The sequence below is a fragment of the Bradyrhizobium viridifuturi genome, assembly GCF_001238275.1.
GTDB lineage: Bacteria > Pseudomonadota > Alphaproteobacteria > Rhizobiales > Xanthobacteraceae > Bradyrhizobium > Bradyrhizobium viridifuturi.
Genome location: NZ_LGTB01000016.1, coordinates 17,378 through 38,131 on the forward strand (window position 1 = coordinate 17,378; position 20,754 = coordinate 38,131).

The following is a 20,754-nucleotide window of genomic DNA, read 5'->3' on the forward strand; positions in this document are numbered from 1 at the left end:
CACCATGACGACGGTGGAACTGGTGAGCGTGTTCACGGCGGATGGGCAGGGCGGCAATCCCTGTCCGATCGTGGTCGATGCCAGCGGCATGAGTGCGTCCGAGATGCAGGATGTCGCGCGACACCATGGTCACGAGTCCGGCTTCGTGTTGCCGGCCGAGAGCGACGATTTTGACGCGACGTTCCGCTTCTTCGTTCCGAACCACGAAATGGAAATGTGCGGCCACGCCACCATCGGTGCGCTCTGGCTGCTGGCCCGCCATGGAAAGCTGCCCGGCGATACGATCCGGATCTCGACGCGCAGCGGTCCCGTCACCGGCTTCATCAGCCGCAATCGTCAGGGCGAGCCCAGTGTCGAGATCACCCAGCCGGCGGGAAAGACGGTTCCATTGACCGCGAGCCAGCGCGATGACGTGCTACGGGCCCTTGCGGTGGGGCCGGATGCGATCGGCGGAGCAACGCCGTGCAATGCGGTCACTTCGCGGATCAAGACCTTGATCCCGATGCGGTCTCCCGAAGCGTTGAATGCGCTCAATCCGGCGGTCGAGCACGTCGAGGCGGTGTGCGGCCGGATCGGATCGACCGGACTCTATCCGTTCACCGTGATCGACCGCGAGGCCCGCCTGTTCGAGGCGCGCCAATTCCCGCGCTCGTCCGGCTATCGGGAAGATGCTGCAACCGGGATCGCGGCTGCCGCGCTGGCTTTTGGTCTGCTCGATAGCGGTCTGGTGACCCCGAACGACGAGGAGATTCGAATCCTCCAGGGCAGGGCGATGGGGCGCCTGTCGGAGATTCGCGTTCGGATCGGTTTTGCCGGCGGCCGCCCGGTCGGCTGCCTGCTTGGCGGCAACGTCGCATTGATGGCTGAGCCATCGCGATGAGATGAGCCGGCCGTGCGAGGCGCCGGTTCTGCGGGAACAGTCTAGCCCTGCTCGGCGTTTCTCTTCGTGCGCTCCCGCGCGCTGGCGTGCAGCGGCGACGATCGCCGCGCGCCGGGGCCCGGATGCACATGGACGTGCTTGGCGCTCAGCGGCTCGCCGCATTCCGAGCAAACCATGACGGGATCGAACATCTTCCCGCAGCTCTTGTGTTCGTGCAGCAGCGGCCGGCCGCGCGCGTCGACCATGTGGATGTTGCCCCAGTGCACGATCGACATGATGATCGGATAGAGATCGAGCCCCTTTTGCGTCAGGATGTATTCGTAGCGCTTCGGCGCTTCCTGATAGGGAATCTTGCGCAGCACGCCGAAGCGCACCAGCTTCTTCAGCCGATCGGCGAGCAGATGCCGGGTGATCCCGAGCGAGGCCTGGAAGTCATCGAACCTGCGGATGCGCAGGAAACATTCGCGCAGGATCAACAGGCTCCAGCGGTCGCCGATCACGGCGACCGTACGGGCCAGCGAGCACGGCTCCTCCTCGAGGGCATCCCATTTCATCAGCGTCTCCAGCGGTCTGCGACGGCATCGCACCTAAAATTCTAAAACAGAACTAATGCCATTTCAATAGGATGCCTCTGATGTAGCCCCGATACCCGCATTGGATGACAAATATCATATTGACAGTTCTAAAATAGAACTTATGGTCCGGGCCACGATCAACCGGCAGCGACAGGCGATTGCTGCCACTCGAAGGGAAGGGCGTTCCATGGCTGCTCCGCTCAAGGTCGAATTCCACTTTGATTTCGGAAGCCCCAACGCCTATCTCGCCGAGCTCGCGCTGCCCGGCATCGAGCAGCGCACCAGCGTGAAGTTCGACTACGTCCCGGTGCTGCTCGGCGGCGTCTACAAGGCGACCGGCAACATGTCGCCGGGCGAGTCGCTGCGCGGGATCAAGAACAAGCCGGAATACAACGCGCTCGAGACCGAGCGCTTCCTGCGCCGCCACAGCATCACGACCTTCACGTCGAACCCGTTCTTTCCGGTCAACACGCTGATGCTGATGCGCGGCGTCGTCGCAGCCGATTTCGAGGGGCTGTTCGAGCCCTACTTCCGCGCCGCCTATCACCACATGTGGTCCGAACCCAAGAAGATGGACGATCCGCAGGTGTTCCGCGAGGCGTTCCTGTCCTCGGGCATCGACATCGATCGCATCATCGCCCGCGCCCAGCAGGATGAGGTGAAGAAGAAGCTGATCGACAACACCAGCAATGCCGTGGCGCGCGGCTCGTTCGGGTCGCCGACCTTCTTTGTCGGCGACGAGATCTTCTTCGGCAAGGACCGCCTGCGCGAGGTCGAGGACGAGATCGTCGCGCAGTTGGCAGCGAGGCAGCGCAAGACCGCCTGAGCGGTAAATTCCCCAACACAACAAATCCAGCCAAAACGGCTGCGACAGGGAGGTTTCAGTGCAGGCGTCGATCCAGATCGTTGAAGGAAGTGTGGAAGGCCTGCCGAACCGCATCCACGAGGTGATCAATCACCACGTCGTGGCGACGCCGCATCATCCGGCGCTGATCGACGACAAGATGCGATTGACCTATCGCGAGCTCGATCAGGCGGTCGATCGTGTCGCCGCCGCATTGCAGGCGCTCGGCATCCGCGCCGGCGACCGCATGATGATCGTGAGCGAGAACTCGATACCGCTCGCCTGCCTGCTGCTGGCGGCGAGCCGGCTCGATGTCTGGTCGATCGTGGTCAATCCCCGGCTGTCGCCGCGTGAGCTCGACCAGATCAGGGATCACAGCGGCGCGCGCCGCGTGCTGCTGACCGCCGACGTTTCGCAGGAGGCGGCCGCGCATGCCGCGCGCTATGAGGCTGCCATTCAGGATGTCGGACCGCTCCGCGGCATCGCGGTCACCACTCTGAACCTGGCAACGGTGGCCGAGCCGGTCGAGGTCGACGGTGCAAACCAGGTCGCCGTCCTCATCTACACATCAGGCACGACGGGCGCGCCGAAGGGCGTGATGCTGACCCACCGCAATCTCCTGTTCAGCGCCCGCGGCACCGCGGCGTTCCGCAAGATGACGGCCGACGATGTGCAGTATTGCGTGCTGCCGATCTCGCATATCGTCGGCATCTCGTTGCTGACGATGACCTTGATGGTCGGCGCGACCGTGCGCCTGGTCGCCAAGTACGATCCGGCGGCACTGGTCAAGGCGATGGCCGAGGAAGGCATCACGATCCTGAACGGCGTGCCCGCGACCTACCAGCGCCTGCTCGAGTACCGGCGCAATGCCGGCCTACAGAGGCTCGATCGCGGCCGGTTGCGCGTGATCTCGGTGGCCGGCGCGCCGCTCGACCTCGACCTCAAGACCAGGGTCGAGCAGGAGCTCGGCCTGCCGTTGCTCAACGGTTACGGCATCACCGAATGCTCGCCCGGCATCTCCGGCGTCCGGCCGGACAATCCGCGGGCGGACCACGCCGTCGGCGCGGTCATGCCGGGCCTCGAAGCAAAGCTGGTCGACCGCGATCTCAAGCCGGTCGCAGACGGTGAGGTCGGCGAGCTCCACGTCCGCGGCCCAAACGTGATGCGCGGCTATTACCGCGCCCCCGATCTGACCGCCAAGGCGATCGACCCCGACGGCTGGTTCAATACCGGCGATCTGGCCCGCTTCCAGGATGGCGTCCTCTACATCGTCGGGCGCACCAAGGAGATGATCATCCGTTCCGGATTCAACGTCTATCCGGCCGAGATCGAGGCGGTGCTGAGCACGCATGACGCAGTTGTGCAGTGCGCCGTGGTCGGCCGGCCGGTCGAGGGCAATGAGGAGGTCGTCGCCTTCGTGCAGCTGATCAAGGGCTCGACGGCCACGGTGCAGGACCTGATGGCCCATGTTGCCCCGCAACTCACCTCGTACAAGCGCCCGTCGGAGATTATCCTGATGGATGCGCTGCCCGCGACATCGACGGGCAAGCTCCTGAAGCACAAGCTGGCGGAGTCGCTGCGCAGCTGAGGCTGACGCCAGCGCAAGACAGTTCACTCTAACAAGACCGGAGTCCACCATGCAGAAGAGAAACAAGACGGTTGCCGTCATTGGTGCCGGTGATTTCATCGGCGGCGAGATCGCCAAGAAGTTTGCATCCGAAGGCTTCACGATCTTCGCCGGCCGCCGCAACGGCGACAAGCTCGCGCCGCTGGTCAAGGAGATCGAGGCCGCCGGCGGCGAGATCCACGCGCGCTCGCTCGACGCGCGCAAGGAGGAGGAGATCACTGCCTTCCTCAATGACGCCGACAAGCATGCGCCGCTGGAGGTCTGCATCTTCAACATCGGCGCCAACGTCAATTTCCCGATTCTGGAGACCACCGAGCGCGTGTTCCGCAAGGTCTGGGAAATGGCCTGCTACTCCGGCTTCCTGGCCGGGCGCGAGGCAGCGCGGTTGATGACGGCGCGCGGTGAGGGCAACATCTTCTTCACCGGCGCCACCGCGTCGCTGCGCGGCGGCAGCGGCTATGCCGCCTTTGCCAGCGCCAAGTTCGGCCTGCGCGCCGTGGCGCAGGCGATGGCGCGTGAGCTCGGACCGAAGAACATCCATGTCGCGCACCTGATCATCGATTCCGGCGTCGACACCGAATGGGTGCGGCAGCGCCGCATCGAGGCGCTCGGCCCGAACGCGCTCGACAATCCCGATCTCCTGATGCCGCCGGCATCGGTCGCCGCGTCGTACTGGCAGCTCTATCAGCAGCCGAAGAGCGCCTGGACCTTCGAGCTGGAAATCCGGCCCTTCGGCGAGAAGTGGTAGGGAGCGGGTCCGATGGAGCTCGCGCTATCCCCTGACGATGCGGTGTTTCGCGACGAGGTTCGCGCCTTCATCAAGGACAATTATCCGGCGGAGATGCGTGTCGCCAATCCGGAGACCGATCTTTCCAAGGAGCAGATGCTGTTGTGGCATCGCATCCTGCACGACAAGGGCTGGATCGCGCCGCTCTGGCCGAAGGAATATGGCGGGCCCGGCTGGTCGATCACCCGCCGCTTCATCTTCGAGCAGGAGACGACGCGCGCCGGCACCATGCCGCCGCTGGCATTCAGCGTCACCATGGTCGGTCCGGTCATCTACACCTTCGGCAACGCCGCGCAGAAGGCGAAGTTCTTGCCGCGCATCCTGTCAGGCGAGGACTGGTGGTGCCAGGCTATTCGGAGCCGGGCTCGGGCTCCGATCTCGCCACCGTTCGCACCAAGGCGGTGCGCGACGGCGACCACTACATCGTCAACGGCCACAAGACCTGGACCACGCTGGCGCAGCACGCCGACTGGATCTTCTGCCTGGTCCGGACCGATCTCGCTGCGAAGCCGCAATCCGGCATCTCGTTCCTGCTGATCGACATGAAATCGCCGGGTGTCACCGTGCGCCCGATCATCACGATTGATGGCTCGCACGAGGTCAATGACGTCTTCCTGGAAAACGTCCGCGTCCCCGCCGAGAACCTGATCGGCGAGGAAAACAAGGGCTGGACCTACGCCAAATTCCTGCTCGGCAATGAGCGCACCAGCATGGCCGGCATCGGCCGCTCGACGCGCTACATCGATCGGCTGAAGAAGATCGTGAAGGCCGAGATCCCGGAAGACGATCCGGCGCATCTGGAGTTCATCAGGGACATTGCCCGCGTCGAGCTCGACGTGCTGGCATTGGAGGCGACCGAGCTACGAGTCGTCGCCCAGATGGCCCGCGGCATCGATCCGGGGCCGGCGGCCTCGCTGTTCAAGATCCGCGGCACCGAGATCTTTCAGAACATCACCGAGCTGACGCATCGGGCGATCGGCAATTACGGGCTGGCGATCCGCGAGCATCCGGTCAGCGCCAACCACTTCATGCCGGGCCCGGACTATGGCCACACGGCCTCTGAGAAATATCTCAACTCGCGCAAGCTCTCGATCTACGGCGGATCGAACGAGATCCAGCGCAACATCATCGCCAAGGCGGTGCTCGGACTTTAGCAATCGCGCCACGAGAGGATCGGATGGATATCCAGTTCACGGAAGAGCAGGAATTGTTGCGGTCCAGCGTGCAGCGGCTGCTGCGCGACCAGTATGATTTCGACGCCCGCCGCAAGATCGTCGCGAGCGAAGAGGGGCTTGGCCGCAGGCAATGGGATGAATTCGCCGAACTCGGCCTGCTCGCCGCGCCGTTCTCGGAAGCTGTCGGCGGCTTCGGCGGCGGGCCGCTGTCGACCATGATCATTATGCACGAGTTCGGCCGGCATCTCGTGGTCGAGCCGTTCGTCGAGACGGTCGTGGTGGCCGGCAGCCTGATCGAGCGGGCGGGTTCCGACGCGCAGAAGCAGGCCTACATCGCCGACATCATCGTGGGATCGAAGCTCTGGGCGCTGGCCTGGACCGAGAAGACTTCGCGCTTCGATCTGGCGACCGTCACGACCACCGCGCACCGGGACGGTGACGATTACCTGCTGAGCGGGGAGAAGACCGCGGTCATCGCCGCGCCGTGGGCGGACTATCTCATCGTCTCCGCGCGCACCTCGGGCCATCGCCACGACCGCGGCGGCGTCAGCCTGTTCGTGGTCGATCGTCGCGCCGCGAACCTCGACCTGCAAAGCTTCAAGACGATCGATGGCCGCCGGGCGGCGGAGATCAGCCTGCGCGGCGTGCGCGGGGAGTTGTTGGGCCGGGAAGGTGAAGGTGTCGCCGCGCTGGAAGCCTGCCGCAATCGCGCCATCGGCGCGCTCTGTGCCGAGGCGGTCGGCGCGATCGGCGAGCTGAACGACGCGACACTGGATTACTCCAAGACGCGGAAGCAGTTCGGCGTCACGATCGGTAGCTTCCAGGTGCTGCAGCACCGGATGGTCGACATGTTCATCGCGCATCAGGAGGCGCTGTCCCTGATGCAGCATCTCAGCCTCAGTCTCAACGACGATGAGGCCAGCCTCTCGCGGCTGGCTTCGGGCGCCAAATCCAAGATCGGCTATGCCGGCAAGTTCGTGGCCGATCAGGCGGTGCAACTGCATGGCGGCATGGGCATGACCGACGAGCTGAACGTCGGCCATTATTTCAAGCGGATTTCCTCCATCAACATCCAGTTCGGCGATCCCGCCTATCACGTGCTGCGCTACGCGCAGCTCGACGCGGTCGCCTGAAGTCAAAGAGGTTAAGCATGTCACAAGATGCAGTCATTGTTTCCACCGCGCGCACCGGCGTCGGCAAGGCCTATCGCGGCGCGCTCAACAACACCGACGGCCCGACCCTGGCCGGCCACGTGATGGCGGAAGCCGTGAAGCGCGCCGGCATCGCGCCCGGCGAGGTCGAGGACGTGGTGATGGGCTGCGCGATGCAGCAGGGCACCATGGTGATGAACGTCGCGCGCAAGGGCGCGATCCGCGCCGGGCTTCCGGTTACCGTTGCCGGCACCACGATCGACCGGCAATGCGCCTCCGGCCTGCAGGCGATCGCGGTCGCCGCGCGTTCGGTCATGCTTGATGGCGTCGAGATCGCGATCGGCGGCGGCATCGAGTCGATCAGCCTGGTGCAGAACGAGCACATGAACCGGTTTCACGCCGTCGACGACGAGCTGATGGCGATGAAGCCCGAGATGTACATGTCGATGCTGGAGACCGCCGAGGTCGTCGCTGAGCGCTATGGGATCGGCCGCGATCAGCAGGACGAGTACAGCCTCGAATGCCAGCGCCGCGTCGGCGCCGCGCTGCAGGGCGGCCGCTTCAACGACGAGATCGTGCCGTTCACGACCAAGATGGCCGTGGTCAACAAGGACACCAAGGAGGTCAGCTTCCAGCAGGTGACCTTGGCGAAGGATGAGGCCCGCGGCCGGACACCACGGCGGACGGCCTAGCCAAGATCAAGCCGGTGTTCGAGGGCAAGACCATCAGCGCCGGCAACGCCAGCCAGCTCTCGGACGGCGCCTCGGCCTGCGTGATCATGAGCGACAAGGTCGCCGCGCAGAAGGGCATCAAGCCGCTCGGCATCTTCCGCGGCTTCGTCGCCGCCGGCGTCGAGCCGGACGAGATGGGCGTCGGCCCGGTCGCCGCGATCCCGCGGCTGTTGAAGCGGCACAACCTCAGGATCGACGACATCGATCTCTGGGAGCTTAACGAGGCCTACGCGGTGCAGGTGATCTATTGCCGCGACAAGCTCGGCATCGATCCTGACAAGCTGAACGTCAACGGCGGCTCGATCGCGATCGGCCATCCCTACGGCATGACCGGCGCGCGACTCACCGGGCATCTCCTGATCGAGGGGCGGCGGCGCAAGGCCAAATACGGCGTGGTGACCATGTGCATCGGCGGCGGCATGGGCGCGGCCGGTTTGTTCGAAATTATCCACTGATCGGAAACGCGGGAGAGACTTGTGAAGACAGCAATCACTGAACTGTTTGGCATCCAGCATCCGATCATCCAGGGCGGCATGCATTATGTCGGCTTCGCCGAGATGGCGGCCGCGGTGTCCAACGCCGGTGGCCTCGGCATCATCACCGGCCTGACCCAGCGGACGCCGGAGTTGCTGGCCAAGGAGATCGCGCGCTGCCGCGACATGACCGACAAGCCGATCGGCGTCAATCTCACCTTCCTGCCGAGTTTCACCGCGCCGCCCTATCCCGAATACATCGCAGCGATCCGCGAGGGCGGGGTCAAGGCGGTCGAGACCGCGGGCCGCAGCCCGGAGCAGTACATGCCGGCGCTGAAGGCGGCCGGCATCAAGGTGATCCACAAATGCACCTCGGTGCGGCATTCGCTGAAGGCCGAGAAGATCGGCTGCGATGCGGTCAGCGTCGACGGCTTCGAGTGCGGCGGCCATCCCGGCGAGGATGATATCCCGAACATGATCCTGCTGCCGCGTGCGGCGGACGAATTGAAGATTCCGTTCGTCGCTCGGGCGGCATGGCGGATGCGCGCAGCCTGGTCGCCGCTCTGTCGATGGGCGCCGCCGGCATGAACATGGGCACCCGTTTCATCGCGACCAAGGAAGCGCCGGTTCATCCCAACGTGAAGCAGGCGCTGCTCGATGCCGACGAGCTCGACACCCGCCTTGTGATGCGCGCGCTGCGCAACACCGAGCGGGTGCTGAAGAACAAGGGCGTCGATGAGCTGCTCGAGATCGAACGCGAGAAGGGCGCCAGGCTCAAGATCGAGGACATCCACGAGCAGGTCGCCGGCGTCTATCCGAAGGTGATGATCGACGGCGAGATGGATGCCGGCGCCTGGAGCTGCGGCATGGTGGTCGGCCTGATCCACGACATCCCGACCGTCAAGGAATTGATCGACCGCATCATGGCCGAGGCCGAGCAGATCATCCGGCAGCGCCTGACCGGCTTCCTCGACGGCAAGTTCGAAACCAAGCCGGCCCGCGCGGTCGCCTGAAGGAGAGTGCCATGACCGAGCATGTCAAGGTTGAGATCGCCGCGGGCGTGATGACACTGACGCTGCAGCGGCCGGAGAAGAAGAATGCGCTGACCGGCGCGATGTATGACGCGATGTCGCGTGCGCTGAAGCAGGCCGAGGCGGATCCATCCGTCCGCGTCATCCTGTTCCAGGGCGACGGCGACAGCTTCACCGCGGGCAATGACCTTGCCGATTTCGCGAGCCAGGCGCGCGGCGAGAGCACGGTCGATAGCCCGGCGCACCGCTTCATCGAGACCATCAGCAAGGTCGGCAAGCCGCTGGTCGCGGCCGTGCAGGGCAATGCGGTCGGTGTCGGTACCACCATGCTGCTGCATTGCGACCTCGTCTATCTCGCCGAGACCGCGCGGATGATCACGCCGTTCGTCAATCTCGCGCTGGTGCCGGAGGCGGCGTCGAGCTGGCTGCTGCCGTTGCGGATCGGGCATGCGCGCGCCTATGCGATGTTCGCGCTGGGCGAACCGATGGATGCGCAGGGCGCGCTGGCATCGGGCCTCGCCAATGCCGTGGTGCCGCAGGCCGATCTGCGCAAGAAGGCCCATGACGCGGCGATCGCGCTGACCAGGCGGCCGGCCGGCTCGCTCAGCATGACCAAGGCGCTGATGCGCGAGCAGCAGCGGATCGCGGCGCAGATCGCCGAGGAAGGCGTGCTGTTCAAGCAGCGCCTGACCACGCCGGAGGCCCGCGAGGCCTTTGCCGCCTTCGCCGAACGGCGCCAGCCTGATTTCACCAAACTGTCGGCCTGACCAGCGGCATAACGCACGGACACATCGAGGGAGTGACAAGCATGCACGTCGTCGGCAGCCATCAATATCCCACCATGGAATCCGTGATCTACGGCAAGCCGGCAGCCGAAGCCTTGCGCGAGGAGGCCGAGCGGCTGGGCGCCAAACGCGTTTACCTGATTGCCAGCCGGACGCTGAACACCACGACCGACGAGATCGAGAAGATCCGCAAGGGTCTCGGCGACCGCCATGCGGCGACCTTCGACGGTGTGCCGCAGCACACCACGCGCGATGTCGTGACGCAGATCGCACGGCACGCCAGCGAAGCCAGGGCGGATCTCGTGGTTGCGATCGGCGGCGGCTCGGTGGTCGATGCGGCGAAGATTGTGCTGATGTGCATCGAGCACGAGATCTTCGAGTCGGCGGGGCTCGACGGGTTCGAGACGACGCCGGACCGCCGGTTCGGACCGTTCCGCAATCCGAAGGTCCGGATGATCGCGATCCCCAGCACGCTCTCGGGCGGCGAATACAATTCGGGCGCGCTGGTCACGGACACCAGCCGCAAGCTGAAGCAGATCTTCAACCACCCGATGATGATGCCGCGCAGCATCATCCTCGATCCGGCGATGACGCGATACACCCCGGAGAAGCTCTGGCTCGGCTCCGGCACGCGCGCGATGGATCACGGCATCGAGGCGATCTGCTCCAGCCGGCCCAACGTGCTGGTCGATGCGGTGTGCCAGCAGGGCCTGCGCTATCTGCATCACGGCCTGCTGCGCACCAAGGCCAATCCCGACGACGAGGCGGCGCGGCTGAGCTGCAGCTCGGCTCGTGGCTGTCGGCGTTCGGATTGCAGTCGCGGGTGCCGATGGGCGCCAGCCACGCCATCGGCCACGTGCTCGGCGGCACCTGCGACGTCCCGCATTACTTCTGCACGGCTGTCATGATGCCGAGCGTGCTGCGTTACAACCGCCCGGCGACGGAGGCGGCCCAGCAAGCGATCGCCGCCGCGCTCGGCGCGCCTGGGCGTGACGCCAGCGAAGCGTTTGCAGCGTTCATCGCGGAACTCGGCCTGCCGCGGCGGCTCGCCGATGTCGGTGTAGGTGAGGACCGCTTCGAACTGATCGGCCGGAACGCCATGCTGTCGATCTTCACCCGCGCCAACCCGCAGCCGATCCGCGAGCCCGGCGACGTCGTCAAGATCCTGAAGCTGGCCGCCTGAGGCAACATCACCCGGAGCAGCCGCCATGGCCGCCTTGCGCATCTTCTCCTATCTGCCGAACCCGCGGGTCTGGAAGTCGACCATCGCGGCGCGGTTCTGCGGCGTCGACGTCGAGGTCAGAGGCGCCTCGGGAAAGGAGTTGCGGGACTGGCTGTGGGACTACGATGCCCACCCACTGTCGGAGCAGGAGCGTGCTGAGCTCGCCTCGCTGGCGCGGACTGGGAAAGTCGGCCTGACCGGCGCGCAGCTGTTCAAGACCGATGCCTTCATGGCGGCGCAGCCGTTCGGCAACGTGCCGGCGGCGTTCGGACCTGACGGCAAGGTCGGGATCTTCGAATCCAACAGCATCATGCGGGCGGTGGCGCGGCTCGGCGAAGCCAAGTTCCCGCTCTACGGGCGTGACGCCTATGAGGCATCGAGGATCGACAGCTTTCTCGATGTCAGCCTGGTGTTTGCGCGGGATTCGCAGATCTATCTGCTCGCGCTGTCGGGCGGCACGGTCGACGCGGCGATTCATGCCCGCGCCAGGGATGCGTTCGCGATCTATGCGTCCGGCATCGAGCAGGCGCTGTCGTCCCGGCGCGAAACGCTGGTCGGGGACGGCATTTCGATTGCCGACATCTGCTTTGCCGCCGAGCTCGCGCTGTTCATGAACGAGTACGGGCGGAGCGAGCAATTGGACAAGCAGGGATTGACCAGGATCCTGCATCCCGGGGTGCCGGATGGGTATCCGCTGATGTTCGCTCACTTTGCCCGGCTGGTCGCGCACGCGCATTTTGCGCCGGACCTCAAGCCTTACGTCGAGAAGCTGCGGTCGAAGGCCGCTGCATGACCATGGAAGCCATTGGCCGCTCACGCGGAGGAGTGATCGCATGACCGCACCCGTCTGCCTGATATCCGGTGTCGGCCCCGGCACCGGTTCAGCGCTCGCCCGGAGGTTCGCCGAGGGCGGCTATCGCGTCGCGCTGCTGGCCAGGAACGAGGAGCGTCTTGCCGCGCTCGAGAAGCAATTGCCGGGCGCAAAGGCCTATCGATGCGATGTCTCCGACCCGACGCAGGTCGAGACGGTGGCGTCGGCCGTGGAGCGCGATCTCGGCAGCCCAGGGGTCGTGATCCACAATGCGGTCGGCGGGGCATTCGGCACCTTCCGCGAGATCGATCCGCAGATCCTCAATCGTAACTTCCAGGTCAACACGATGAGCCTGTTGTATCTGGCACGACGCTTTGCACCTGCGATGATCGGGGCAGGCAAGGGCGCCATCGTCGCAACCGGCAACACCTCGGCGCTGCGCGGCAAGGCCGGCTTCGCGGGGTTCGCGCCGACCAAGGCGGCGCAGCGGATTCTCGCCGAGGCGATGGCGCGCGATCTCGGGCCGCAAGGCGTTCACGTCGCCTATCTGGTGATCGATGCGGTGATCGACCTCGAATGGACGCGGAAGCGCTGGCCGGAGCGGCCGGACGACTTCTTCATCAAGCCGAAGGCGATCGCAGACGAGGTCTGGCACGTCGCCCATCAGGACCGCAGCGCGTGGTCGTTCAACGTCGAGATCAGGCCGTTCGGCGAAGCCTGGTAGCCGCCGCGCGGCGGTCGCACGAGCCGATCAATTCATAAAGACCAAAAGGGGGAATTCGATGTCGCTAGGGAAGCTTGCGGTTTCCATTGCAATGCTCGCCGCGTTTGCTGCAGCTCCGGTCCGCGCCGAGACGCCTGGCATCTCGGAATCGGAGATCAAGATCGGGGCGACATTCCCGTTCAGCGGTCCGGCATCGCCGCTCAGCAACACCGGCAAGGGCCTGATCGCCTACGTCCATTCCATCAATGACCGCGGCGGCGTCAACGGCCGCAAGATCAACCTCATCACCTATGACGATGCCTATACGCCGCCCAAGGCGGTGGAGCAGACCCGGAAGCTGATCGAGAGCGACGAGGTGGCGTTCCTGTTCTCTCCGCTTGGCACGCCCGGGATCGGCGCAACCATCAAATACGTCACCGCGAAGAAGGTGCCGCATCTCTTCGTCGTCAGCGGCGTGACCAAGTTCACCAACTTCAACGAGTTTCCGCTGACCACCACGGGCCTGCCGAGCTACAACACCGAAGGAAAGATCTACGCCAGATACATCGCGCAGACGGCGCCCGATGCGAAGATCGCGATCCTTTACCAGAATGACGACCTCGGCCGGGACTTCGTGACCGCCTTCAAGGAGACCTTGAAGTCCGATTTCGACAAGAAGGTCGTGACGTCTCCCTATGAGGTCACCGAGCCCACCATCGAATCGCATGTGGTGACGCTGAAGGCGTCGGGCGCCCAGGCATTCCTGATCGCCGGCACGCCGAAATTCGCCGCACAGGCGATCAAGAAAGCGAGCGAGATCGGCTGGACTCCGCTCACCATCGTCAACTACGTGTCGAGCTCGGTCTCCGCCACCATCGTGCCCGCGGGAGCCGACAAGGCGGTCGGCGTGGTGGTCGCAACCATCACCAAGGATCCGAACGACAAGAAGTGGGCCGACGATCCCGGCATGAAGTGGTATCGCGCCCACTTCGAGAAATATCTTCCCGGCGCCGATATCGGCGACAACAACTATCTGTTCGGCACCCAGCAAGGTCAGATCCTGGAACAGGTGCTCAAGCAGTGCGGCGACGACCTGTCGCGCGAGAACATCGTGAAGCAGGCGCGCAACATCAAGGGACTGGTGCTGCCGACCCTGATGCCGGGCATCACGATCAACACCGGCGCCGACAACAGCATGGCCTACACCCAGCTTCAGCTGCAGCGCTGGACCGGAAACTCATGGGAGCAGTTCGGCGGCGTGCTGAGCGCCGATACGAACTGAGCCGCAGGAGCGATCGCGCGTACGCTAGTGAAGCCGTCGCGCGATCGGCTTCGCCAGCGCGCTATGCCAGTCCCAATGCGAGGACTGGCCGCTCGACCGCAGGCTTGCCAGGAACGCCGTGGTCTTGGGCTGAACCCGCGAGCCGTCGATCACCTCGAGCTGACCGCAACGGTTGAGCGTGTGCAGCTTGCGTCCGGCCCACTGCGGCCCCGGCCTGAGCAGATGCCGAACTTCCTGCCGGTACGTCGTCGGCGACAGCTCGAGCACTTCGGCAAGTCCGAGCGCGGCGCCGTATCCGTTGCTGCAGTCCTGCACCGGCCGCCACAGCTTGCCATTGACGGTCACGAAATTGCCTGCCGGCCGCGTGGTAGCGCGATCCATCAGGATCGGGTTGGCCGCATGCGGCCGCCAGGGACCGAGCAACTGCTCGGCGTAGTAGATCGCCAGCGTGTCGGAATAGCCGCCGCTGCCATCGCGCCAGGCCCCGAACATGTAGCGGAGGCCGTTATGCTGCGTGATCGTCACGTCGGCAAGCTCGAGCCCGGACAGCAGCGTCGAGTGCCGCTCCCACTTGTCCGGAAAGCGGATGCATTTGTAGATCGGAACGTCCCGATGCGCGGTGCTTTCCGGGATCATCCAGAGCTCGCCGTCGTTTTCGATCAGGAACGGGTAGGAGAGATGCCAGGGCTCTTCGAGTACGGGCATCACGGTGCCGACCGGCCCGTTGCCGTCGAATTCGATCGCGGAGATGATGCCCTTGTTGGTCCGGTGGTCGAGATCTTCGAAGAAGACGAACGTTCTGCCCTGCCATTTCACCGGGAAGGGGTCGGCATAGAAGTGGTTGCCGGGATCGGCGAGCACGTTCCAGGCAGGTCCCGAGAGGTCGCCGGTGCGCCAGATATCCGTATTGTCGGCAAAGCGCCAACCGACATGCCAGTGCGGCGCGTAGCAGCACAGGCGGTAGATCTCCTTTGCGATCGACGTCGCCACGCCGCGCACGACAAAAGGTGCGGGATTTCGCGGTGCGCCACCGTTTGCAGGAGCAGGCAATTGCGGCACCAGCCGCGGAGCCCCTGACAGGATCGGCGGCAGCATCGACAGCGTGCGTGCCATCACCGTGTCGAGCCCGCCGCTCAGGCCGGCTGCGATTTCCGCCGAGGGATGGCCGCGGTCCACCACGGCGCCGTCGAGCTCATTGACGATTTCGATCACCGGAAGATCGCCGGCGAGGATGGCCGCCAGTGCGGCGCCTTCGCCCGCGCTCCCGTTGAACCGTGGACGGAGATACAGTTTCGCGGAGCAGTTCGGATCCCGTTCGGCGCTGGTGAAGTCGACCATCACGTCGGGGTTACCCGCGCGCGGCCGCTCCGGAATCGTCGTCACCCGGTCGGCGCCGCCGGCCTTGCCCTTGCGCAGGATGATGCGTTCGAGCTCGAACAGCATGTCGAGGCCGGCGGGTCGCGGTGCCGGCGTCGTGGTCCATGAGATTTGAACGGGAATATCCTGATCGTTGACGCGCAGAGACTCACGGCACATCCAGAGCCGCGGCTGCTCGCGATCGCAGCGAAACTCGATAATCATGGCCAGCCCAACTTCCTAGTACGCGTCCGCCCCCACAGCGTCGCCGAGAATGCGGACGTATTCCTCTATCATGGCATCCAACGAATAGCGCGACTTCAGGCCCACGGCGCTTTGCCGCAGCTGGTCGCTCAACGAACGATCGGTCAGGACCTGCGACACGGCGGCCGAGAATTCGGCTTCGTTCGCAGCGTCGACGAACACCGCTGCGGGCTGTCCCTGGTAGGACAGCACCTCGCGCAGCACCGGGAGATCGTTGACGACGCTGGGAATGCCGGCGCTCGCGGCCTCGACCGCAGCGAGACCGAAGGTTTCCGCCTGCGTCGGGAAGACGAAGACGTCGAGGCAAGCCAGAAAATCGGCCATCTGGCGCGGTGGAATCTCGCCGATGAAGTGCAGCCGGTCCGATACTTTCAGCTCGTCCGCCAGGGCGCGGAGCCGCCCCTCATCCGCGCCCTGGCCGGCGAGGGCAAGGTGCCAGGACGGGTCGGCCGTCAGCAGGCGAATTGCCGCATCGAGCCGCTTGTGCGGGTGCAGTCTCGCCGCACAGCCGAGCAGGGTGCGGTCCGCCGGCAGCTTGAACTGCTGCCGCGCGGCGTCCTTCGGCAGGCTGTGCGACTTGTCGTCGAAGCCATGCGGGACGTGCTTCATGCGCGATCGGTACGGCGCGGGATAGCGCGCGTATTCGCGCTCCATGTCGCGCGAGTTCAGCGTGATGCACTTGAAGAAACCGGTGGAGCCCATGATGATGTCGGCGGCCCGCACCGGCATGCTCATCGACAGCGCCGAAGACACCTGGTTGGCAATGACCGGGGCGCGGCTGACGAGCCGCGATACGCCTGCGCCGATCACGTTGCCAAAGTGCTGGAAGGTCAGCACGACATCGGGATTGATGGTCCTGAGATGTCCGGCGAGCGTCCACAGCATGCGCAGCAGCGCCAGCGGATTTCCGGGCCGGGTCTTCGCGCAATAGAACGTGTTGGGCGGCTCGTCGAAGGAATCCGATTTGCGGAAGAAGAACAGGTTGGCGACGTCGTAGCCGCGCGCGGCGAGGCCGGCACCGAGCAGCCGCGAGATCTCCTGCGCGCCAGCGTTCTCGGCCTGGGTCTGCACCAGGACGACACGCAGCTTCGGCTTGCTCTCGTTCGGTCGATCGCGTGATGCGTTCGATGCCTCGCGCAATTGTGTGCCTGGCGTGTACTGGAGCACGGATCCCTCACCCGGCGACGGAGAGGATTGGTCCTCCCCATTTTTGCGCGCGTACTTATCACGCGAAGCGTGTTCGTACACCGAGGAGCGCGTGTTGAGGTTACTGCTCATTTAGCAATCAGACATATGTCAGCAATCGAGAGCCATTATCTCACGGATAGAGTACAGCCGGCTCGTTAACTAATTGGTTACGGCCGCGCCGAGAGGGGGTAACCGGCGATTAACCATAGATATTTACGTTGGGCCGCATTGAGCAGTGCTGTCAGTTGAATTCGAGTCAGAGCCCATGAAGTTCGGTAGCCGCGCAGGCCCGAGACGTTCCGAAGTCACGGAACCCGCAGCGTCGTGGGAAACTGCCGGCGTGCCGGCCGGCCCATCCTCCGCGGAAACCACCAAAGGCGTCCTAAGCATTCCGGGAGTGCTGGCTTTTTTCCGCGAGAAGGGTCAACGCATCCTGATGCTCGCCGCGGTCATCTTCGCGGTCGGTATCATCTTGTTGATGTTGATCCCGGCGCGTTACGCCGCGACGGCGCTCGTCGTCGTCGACCCACGCGAGCAGCGGGTGACCACCGACCAGGACGTCCTGCCGGGGATCGGTCAAGACGCCGCAGCATTGCAGAGCGCTGTCGAGATCGCCAAATCCGACGGATTTCTCGGGCCGCTGATCGATCAGCTCAAGGTCGCTGAGGACAGTGACATCTCCGGCGGCAAGACCGACACCACGCGTCTGCTCGACCGGTTTCGCAACCGGCTCGATATCTCAAGGCGCGGACTAACCTATGTTATCGCCATCAAGTTCACGTCCAACAATCCGCAGCGCGCGGCGTACTATGCCAATTCGATCGCCGAGGCATTCGTCGCCAGCCAGCGCGGGACGCGCACGGTGGCGACCGACGAGGCCGCCGACTGGCTGAAGAGCCGGCTCAAGACGTTGAACGACCGGCTGCGGTCGTCGGAAGATGCCGTCGCCAAGTTCAAGCTCGAGCACCGGATCGTCAACGCCGGCAAGGAATCCACCACGCAGCAATTGCGCGTCACCGACCTGACGCAGCAGGTGGCCGCCGCGCGCGCCCGCACCGAGGAGGCCAAGGCGCGCTATGAGCAATTGCAGCGCGACCTGAAGGCCAATGTCGACGGGCCGATCAAGCAGGACCTGTTGAGCACGCTGCGTGCCCAGCGCTCCGCGCTCAATGACCAGATCGCGCAGAAGCGCGGGGTGCTCGGCGATCGTCATCCCGACCTCGTGATGGCGCTCAGCCAGCTCAGCGATCTCAACCGGCAGATCGACATCGAGCGCAAGAAGAACATCGACACAGCGAAGTCGGATTACGAGGCGCAGCGCGACCAACAAAAGGCGCTCGAGGATCAGTTGAAGGCGGTTGAATCGCAGATCCTGGTTGACGGCCAGGCGCTCGTCAAATTGCAGGAATTGCAGCGCGACGCCGACGCCAACAAGAACATCTACGAGCAGTTCCTCTCGCGCTACAAGACGACCGACGAGCAGCGCCTGCTGCAGGCCTCGCAGACCAAGGTCGCATCTCCGGCGACGCCGCCGATCCGCTCGACGCTTCCGCCGCTCCCGTTGCTGCTCGTCGTGCTCGCGATCGTCTCGCTGCTGACCTCGACCGCAATCGTCGCCGTTCCCGGACTGAATCTGAAGCAGATCCCGATCAAGAGCATTCCGCCGCTGCGCCGTGCCGAAGCGCCCGCATCGGCCCCGACCCCGGCCCCGGCCGCGTCGCAATCCGCGCTGCCGCCGGGATTGCCGGTGCTGGCGCGCATTCCCGACATGGTGCCGCCGGATGCCGTCAAGAGCGTCTGGCAGACCCCGATTTCGACGACGGCCGAGCCCGATCTCAGCCCGCATCTCCAGCTGCTGATCGAGAACATCGAGCAGCTTCCGGGTGACCACGGCAAGGTAGCGCTACTGCTGTCGGTTGAGGCCGGTGCAGGCGGCAGCACCGTCGCGCGGTCGCTCAACCGGTCCGCGGTCAAGAACGGAATGCTCAGCGTCCTGATCGAGATGGAAGCAAGGCGCACGGAGATCGTACCGCCGCAAGGCTCGGGGATCATCAAGGCCGATCTGCCGTCAGTCGTCGAACTGCTGGGTGCCAGCAGCAAGGCGCCGCCTTATCCGCCGGACGATATTCGCGCCGATTTCGGCCTGATCATCGTCGATGCGTCGTCGCTTGTCATGCAGCCGGCCGCGGTGGCGCTGGCCGCCTATGCCGACCTCGTCATCCTTGTGGTTCGCGAAGGCACCGGCGATCCGGCCGCGATTGGCAAGGCGCGGGCCGATCTGTCGAAGTTCGGCTCGGTCCCGACCGCGCTGGTCGTCAATCGCGTGGCGGTGAATGCCACGGCTCGCGGCGCTCAGGGCGAAGCCCTGGGATTGGCAAGCTGAAGGTGATCTAGTTCAGGCTCAGTCGTTGCTGTCCGCAACGCGGACGGTGTAGGCGCTGCTCTTCGACGACGATGGATGTGACAGCACCAGAACCGACGGGTCGACGCCGGTCCGGCGGCGGCACAGCACGTTGAGCGCGATGGTGGCGATGACAAGGGAAGCGGTCGCCGAGATCGCGGCGCCGAGCACGCCGAGCCAGGGGATCAGCACGACAAATCCCAGCAGCCGCAACGCCACGTTGGCGGCGACCACCGGAACGTAATCGCGCTCATGCCCGGTCAGCTGCAGGACCGCGGCCGACGGCCCGCCGGCCGCCTGGAACGCGGTTCCGATCGCGAGCACGATCAACACCCACTGCTGCGCGGCGAAATGCGGTCCGAACAGGCCGAGAAGATGGGGGGCGCCGACCCAGACGATGACGAGCCCGGTCAGCACGCAGAGCGCGGTGACCTCGGCCATCAGCTTCAGCGTATGTTCGAGCTCGCGGTGGTTTTTGCTGAAATACAGCGACGGCAGCCGGCGCGCGCCGAATGTGTAGAGCGCGGCCGACAGCATGGCGAAGATGTTCGCTAGGCGCGAGGCGGCGAAATAGACTCCGGCAGTGGCCGGGTCCAGCATCCAGTAGACCAGGATGACGTCGAAATACTGGTTCGCCGCTTCGAGAATGGAGGCTAGCCAGAAGCGGAACGCACTCCGGTTCCAGCGCGAGGTCTCGAAGCGCGCGGTGACCGAGCGCAGGTTCGGCAGCACGCGCACGATTGAGACGATCTGCACGATCAGCCCGAGCGCCATCGCGACGCTCATCGCGGTGAACAGCTCGGCAGGGGTGAGCTGCCGGTGGCCGAACAGCACCGCGATCAGGCCCAGGACAACGGCAACCCGCCAGAAGAACTCGCGATTGCCTTCGCCCATCAGGATGCTGACCAGGGATCGCGCGATCTGGCTGCCGAGCATCAGTCCGGAATTGACGGCGGCGAATGCCGAGACCGAGAGGATCAGCAGCCACCATTCGCCGCGAAGGGTCGCCACCGCGGCGATCGCGGCAATCGAGATCAGCATCCCGATCGCCGAATTCCTCAGGCTCGACAGCAGCACACCCTTGGTGAGCTCGGTCTGACCGCGCACCTCATATTCATTGAGGAAGCGAACCAGCAGCAGCTCCTGGCCGGCAAGGCCCACGACCGAAGCGATCTGGGCGATGGAGAGCAAGGTCGCGAAGTCGCCGAACGCGTCGGGCGTCATCGCCCGCGCGGCCAGCGAGAACAAGGCGAACGCAAGCCCGCCGCTGCCGACCTTGAGGAGGATGGTCCCGGCAACGCCGCGCGTGACGTCGCGCCGAAACATTTGGAGCACAGAGGCAATCACCAGAGACGTCTCAATATCCTGTCAGGCCGCCGACCGTAGCAATCGGTGTAGCCAGGAGTGTTAATGTTCTGTTGCTAAGATTCCGTTCCTTCCGGCTGCCCGCGCGCCAGACAATTGTGCG

Annotated in this window: 16 protein-coding genes and 3 pseudogenes; 15 read left to right on the forward strand and 4 right to left on the reverse strand. The window is 64.9% G+C overall.

The genetic code is table 11. The features are described 5' to 3' along the window. Positions 1-4: 4 nt before the first annotated feature. The gene (locus ALC15_RS16170) at positions 5-880 is read left to right on the forward strand and encodes a PhzF family phenazine biosynthesis protein (RefSeq protein ID WP_050628099.1); all 876 of its coding nucleotides are present in this window, start codon (positions 5-7) and stop codon (positions 878-880) included. A 41-nt stretch (positions 881-921) separates the two neighbouring features. Here the strand turns inward: ALC15_RS16170 and ALC15_RS16175 are convergent, their stop codons facing one another. Next, complete coding sequence (locus ALC15_RS16175) at positions 922-1,434, reverse strand: winged helix-turn-helix transcriptional regulator (protein WP_050628100.1); 513 nt, start codon at positions 1,432-1,434, stop codon at positions 922-924. 208 nt (positions 1,435-1,642) lie between these two features. On the opposite strand from ALC15_RS16175, the gene ALC15_RS16180 reads away from it, so the two are divergent. From ALC15_RS16180 to ALC15_RS16235, 13 genes and pseudogenes are all read left to right on the forward strand, one after another. Next, a complete protein-coding gene (locus ALC15_RS16180; RefSeq protein ID WP_050628101.1) occupies positions 1,643-2,281 on the forward strand; it encodes a 2-hydroxychromene-2-carboxylate isomerase in 639 nt (212 codons plus the stop codon). Between the two features lie 58 nt (positions 2,282-2,339). Next, positions 2,340-3,887, forward strand: coding sequence for a class I adenylate-forming enzyme family protein (locus ALC15_RS16185; RefSeq protein WP_050628102.1), 1,548 nt, complete (start codon positions 2,340-2,342; stop codon positions 3,885-3,887). 49 nt (positions 3,888-3,936) lie between these two features. Then, a complete protein-coding gene (locus ALC15_RS16190) occupies positions 3,937-4,674 on the forward strand; it encodes an SDR family oxidoreductase (RefSeq protein ID WP_050628103.1) in 738 nt (245 codons plus the stop codon). A 12-nt stretch (positions 4,675-4,686) separates the two neighbouring features. Further along, positions 4,687-5,867: pseudogene (locus ALC15_RS16195) on the forward strand (acyl-CoA dehydrogenase family protein). Positions 5,868-5,890: 23 nt separating this feature from the next. Then, positions 5,891-7,021 carry an acyl-CoA dehydrogenase family protein gene (locus ALC15_RS16200; protein WP_050628104.1) on the forward strand — a complete coding sequence of 377 codons (1,131 nt, stop codon included), beginning with the start codon at positions 5,891-5,893 and terminating at the stop codon, positions 7,019-7,021. Between the two features lie 17 nt (positions 7,022-7,038). After that, positions 7,039-8,225, forward strand: a pseudogene (locus tag ALC15_RS16205) (acetyl-CoA C-acyltransferase). Positions 8,226-8,246: 21 nt separating this feature from the next. Then, positions 8,247-9,256 (forward strand): annotated as a pseudogene (locus tag ALC15_RS16210) (NAD(P)H-dependent flavin oxidoreductase). An 11-nt stretch (positions 9,257-9,267) separates the two neighbouring features. Then, entirely contained in the window at positions 9,268-10,041 is a 774-nt protein-coding gene (locus tag ALC15_RS16215) for an enoyl-CoA hydratase-related protein (protein WP_050628105.1), read from the forward strand. Between the two features lie 41 nt (positions 10,042-10,082). Beyond that, positions 10,083-10,967: an iron-containing alcohol dehydrogenase gene (locus ALC15_RS16220; protein WP_430649167.1), complete on the forward strand. Its 885-nt coding sequence runs from the start codon at positions 10,083-10,085 to the stop codon at positions 10,965-10,967. Further along, positions 10,889-11,242 carry a hypothetical protein gene (locus tag ALC15_RS47900; RefSeq protein ID WP_488240846.1) on the forward strand — a complete coding sequence of 118 codons (354 nt, stop codon included), beginning with the start codon at positions 10,889-10,891 and terminating at the stop codon, positions 11,240-11,242. Before ALC15_RS16220 ends, ALC15_RS47900 begins: the two co-directional genes overlap by 79 nt. A gap of 25 nt (positions 11,243-11,267) precedes the next feature. Then, complete coding sequence (locus ALC15_RS16225; RefSeq protein ID WP_050628106.1) at positions 11,268-12,074, forward strand: glutathione S-transferase family protein; 807 nt, start codon at positions 11,268-11,270, stop codon at positions 12,072-12,074. Between the two features lie 40 nt (positions 12,075-12,114). After that, positions 12,115-12,816, forward strand: coding sequence for an SDR family NAD(P)-dependent oxidoreductase (locus ALC15_RS16230; protein WP_050628107.1), 702 nt, complete (start codon positions 12,115-12,117; stop codon positions 12,814-12,816). A 58-nt stretch (positions 12,817-12,874) separates the two neighbouring features. Further along, positions 12,875-14,077, forward strand: coding sequence for an ABC transporter substrate-binding protein (locus ALC15_RS16235; protein WP_050628108.1), 1,203 nt, complete (start codon positions 12,875-12,877; stop codon positions 14,075-14,077). 24 nt (positions 14,078-14,101) lie between these two features. On the opposite strand, the gene ALC15_RS16240 is transcribed toward ALC15_RS16235, so the two are convergent. Together ALC15_RS16240 and ALC15_RS16245 are read right to left on the reverse strand one after the other, a co-directional pair. Further along, the gene (locus ALC15_RS16240) at positions 14,102-15,658 is read right to left on the reverse strand and encodes a glucosamine inositolphosphorylceramide transferase family protein (RefSeq protein ID WP_050628109.1); all 1,557 of its coding nucleotides are present in this window, start codon (positions 15,656-15,658) and stop codon (positions 14,102-14,104) included. A gap of 15 nt (positions 15,659-15,673) precedes the next feature. Further along, entirely contained in the window at positions 15,674-16,975 is a 1,302-nt protein-coding gene (locus tag ALC15_RS16245) for a glycosyltransferase family 4 protein (protein ID WP_430649169.1), read from the reverse strand. A gap of 175 nt (positions 16,976-17,150) precedes the next feature. Between ALC15_RS16245 and ALC15_RS16250 the strand changes: the two genes are divergently transcribed. After that, positions 17,151-19,268 (forward strand): exopolysaccharide transport family protein, encoded by a 2,118-nt coding sequence (locus tag ALC15_RS16250; RefSeq protein WP_050628111.1) that lies wholly within the window; start codon positions 17,151-17,153, stop codon positions 19,266-19,268. Between the two features lie 18 nt (positions 19,269-19,286). Here the strand turns inward: ALC15_RS16250 and ALC15_RS16255 are convergent, their stop codons facing one another. Next, positions 19,287-20,612 carry a lipopolysaccharide biosynthesis protein gene (locus ALC15_RS16255; protein ID WP_430649172.1) on the reverse strand — a complete coding sequence of 442 codons (1,326 nt, stop codon included), beginning with the start codon at positions 20,610-20,612 and terminating at the stop codon, positions 19,287-19,289. Positions 20,613-20,754 lie beyond the last annotated feature (142 nt).

Bases quoted from the DNA above. Each gene is read 5' to 3' on its own strand.
- ALC15_RS16170 (WP_050628099.1), top strand. From the start codon at position 5: ATGACGACGGTGGAACTGGTGAGCGTGTTCACGGCGGATGGGCAGGGC.
- ALC15_RS16175 (WP_050628100.1), bottom strand. From the start codon at position 1,434: ATGAAATGGGATGCCCTCGAGGAGGAGCCGTGCTCGCTGGCCCGTACG.
- ALC15_RS16180 (WP_050628101.1), top strand. From the start codon at position 1,643: ATGGCTGCTCCGCTCAAGGTCGAATTCCACTTTGATTTCGGAAGCCCC.
- ALC15_RS16190 (WP_050628103.1), top strand. From the start codon at position 3,937: ATGCAGAAGAGAAACAAGACGGTTGCCGTCATTGGTGCCGGTGATTTC.
- ALC15_RS16200 (WP_050628104.1), top strand. From the start codon at position 5,891: ATGGATATCCAGTTCACGGAAGAGCAGGAATTGTTGCGGTCCAGCGTG.
- ALC15_RS16215 (WP_050628105.1), top strand. From the start codon at position 9,268: ATGACCGAGCATGTCAAGGTTGAGATCGCCGCGGGCGTGATGACACTG.
- ALC15_RS16220 (WP_430649167.1), top strand. From the start codon at position 10,083: ATGCACGTCGTCGGCAGCCATCAATATCCCACCATGGAATCCGTGATC.
- ALC15_RS47900 (WP_488240846.1), top strand. From the start codon at position 10,889: ATGGGCGCCAGCCACGCCATCGGCCACGTGCTCGGCGGCACCTGCGAC.
- ALC15_RS16225 (WP_050628106.1), top strand. From the start codon at position 11,268: ATGGCCGCCTTGCGCATCTTCTCCTATCTGCCGAACCCGCGGGTCTGG.
- ALC15_RS16230 (WP_050628107.1), top strand. From the start codon at position 12,115: ATGACCGCACCCGTCTGCCTGATATCCGGTGTCGGCCCCGGCACCGGT.
- ALC15_RS16235 (WP_050628108.1), top strand. From the start codon at position 12,875: ATGTCGCTAGGGAAGCTTGCGGTTTCCATTGCAATGCTCGCCGCGTTT.
- ALC15_RS16240 (WP_050628109.1), bottom strand. From the start codon at position 15,658: ATGATTATCGAGTTTCGCTGCGATCGCGAGCAGCCGCGGCTCTGGATG.
- ALC15_RS16245 (WP_430649169.1), bottom strand. From the start codon at position 16,975: ATGAGCAGTAACCTCAACACGCGCTCCTCGGTGTACGAACACGCTTCG.
- ALC15_RS16250 (WP_050628111.1), top strand. From the start codon at position 17,151: ATGAAGTTCGGTAGCCGCGCAGGCCCGAGACGTTCCGAAGTCACGGAA.
- ALC15_RS16255 (WP_430649172.1), bottom strand. From the start codon at position 20,612: ATGTTTCGGCGCGACGTCACGCGCGGCGTTGCCGGGACCATCCTCCTC.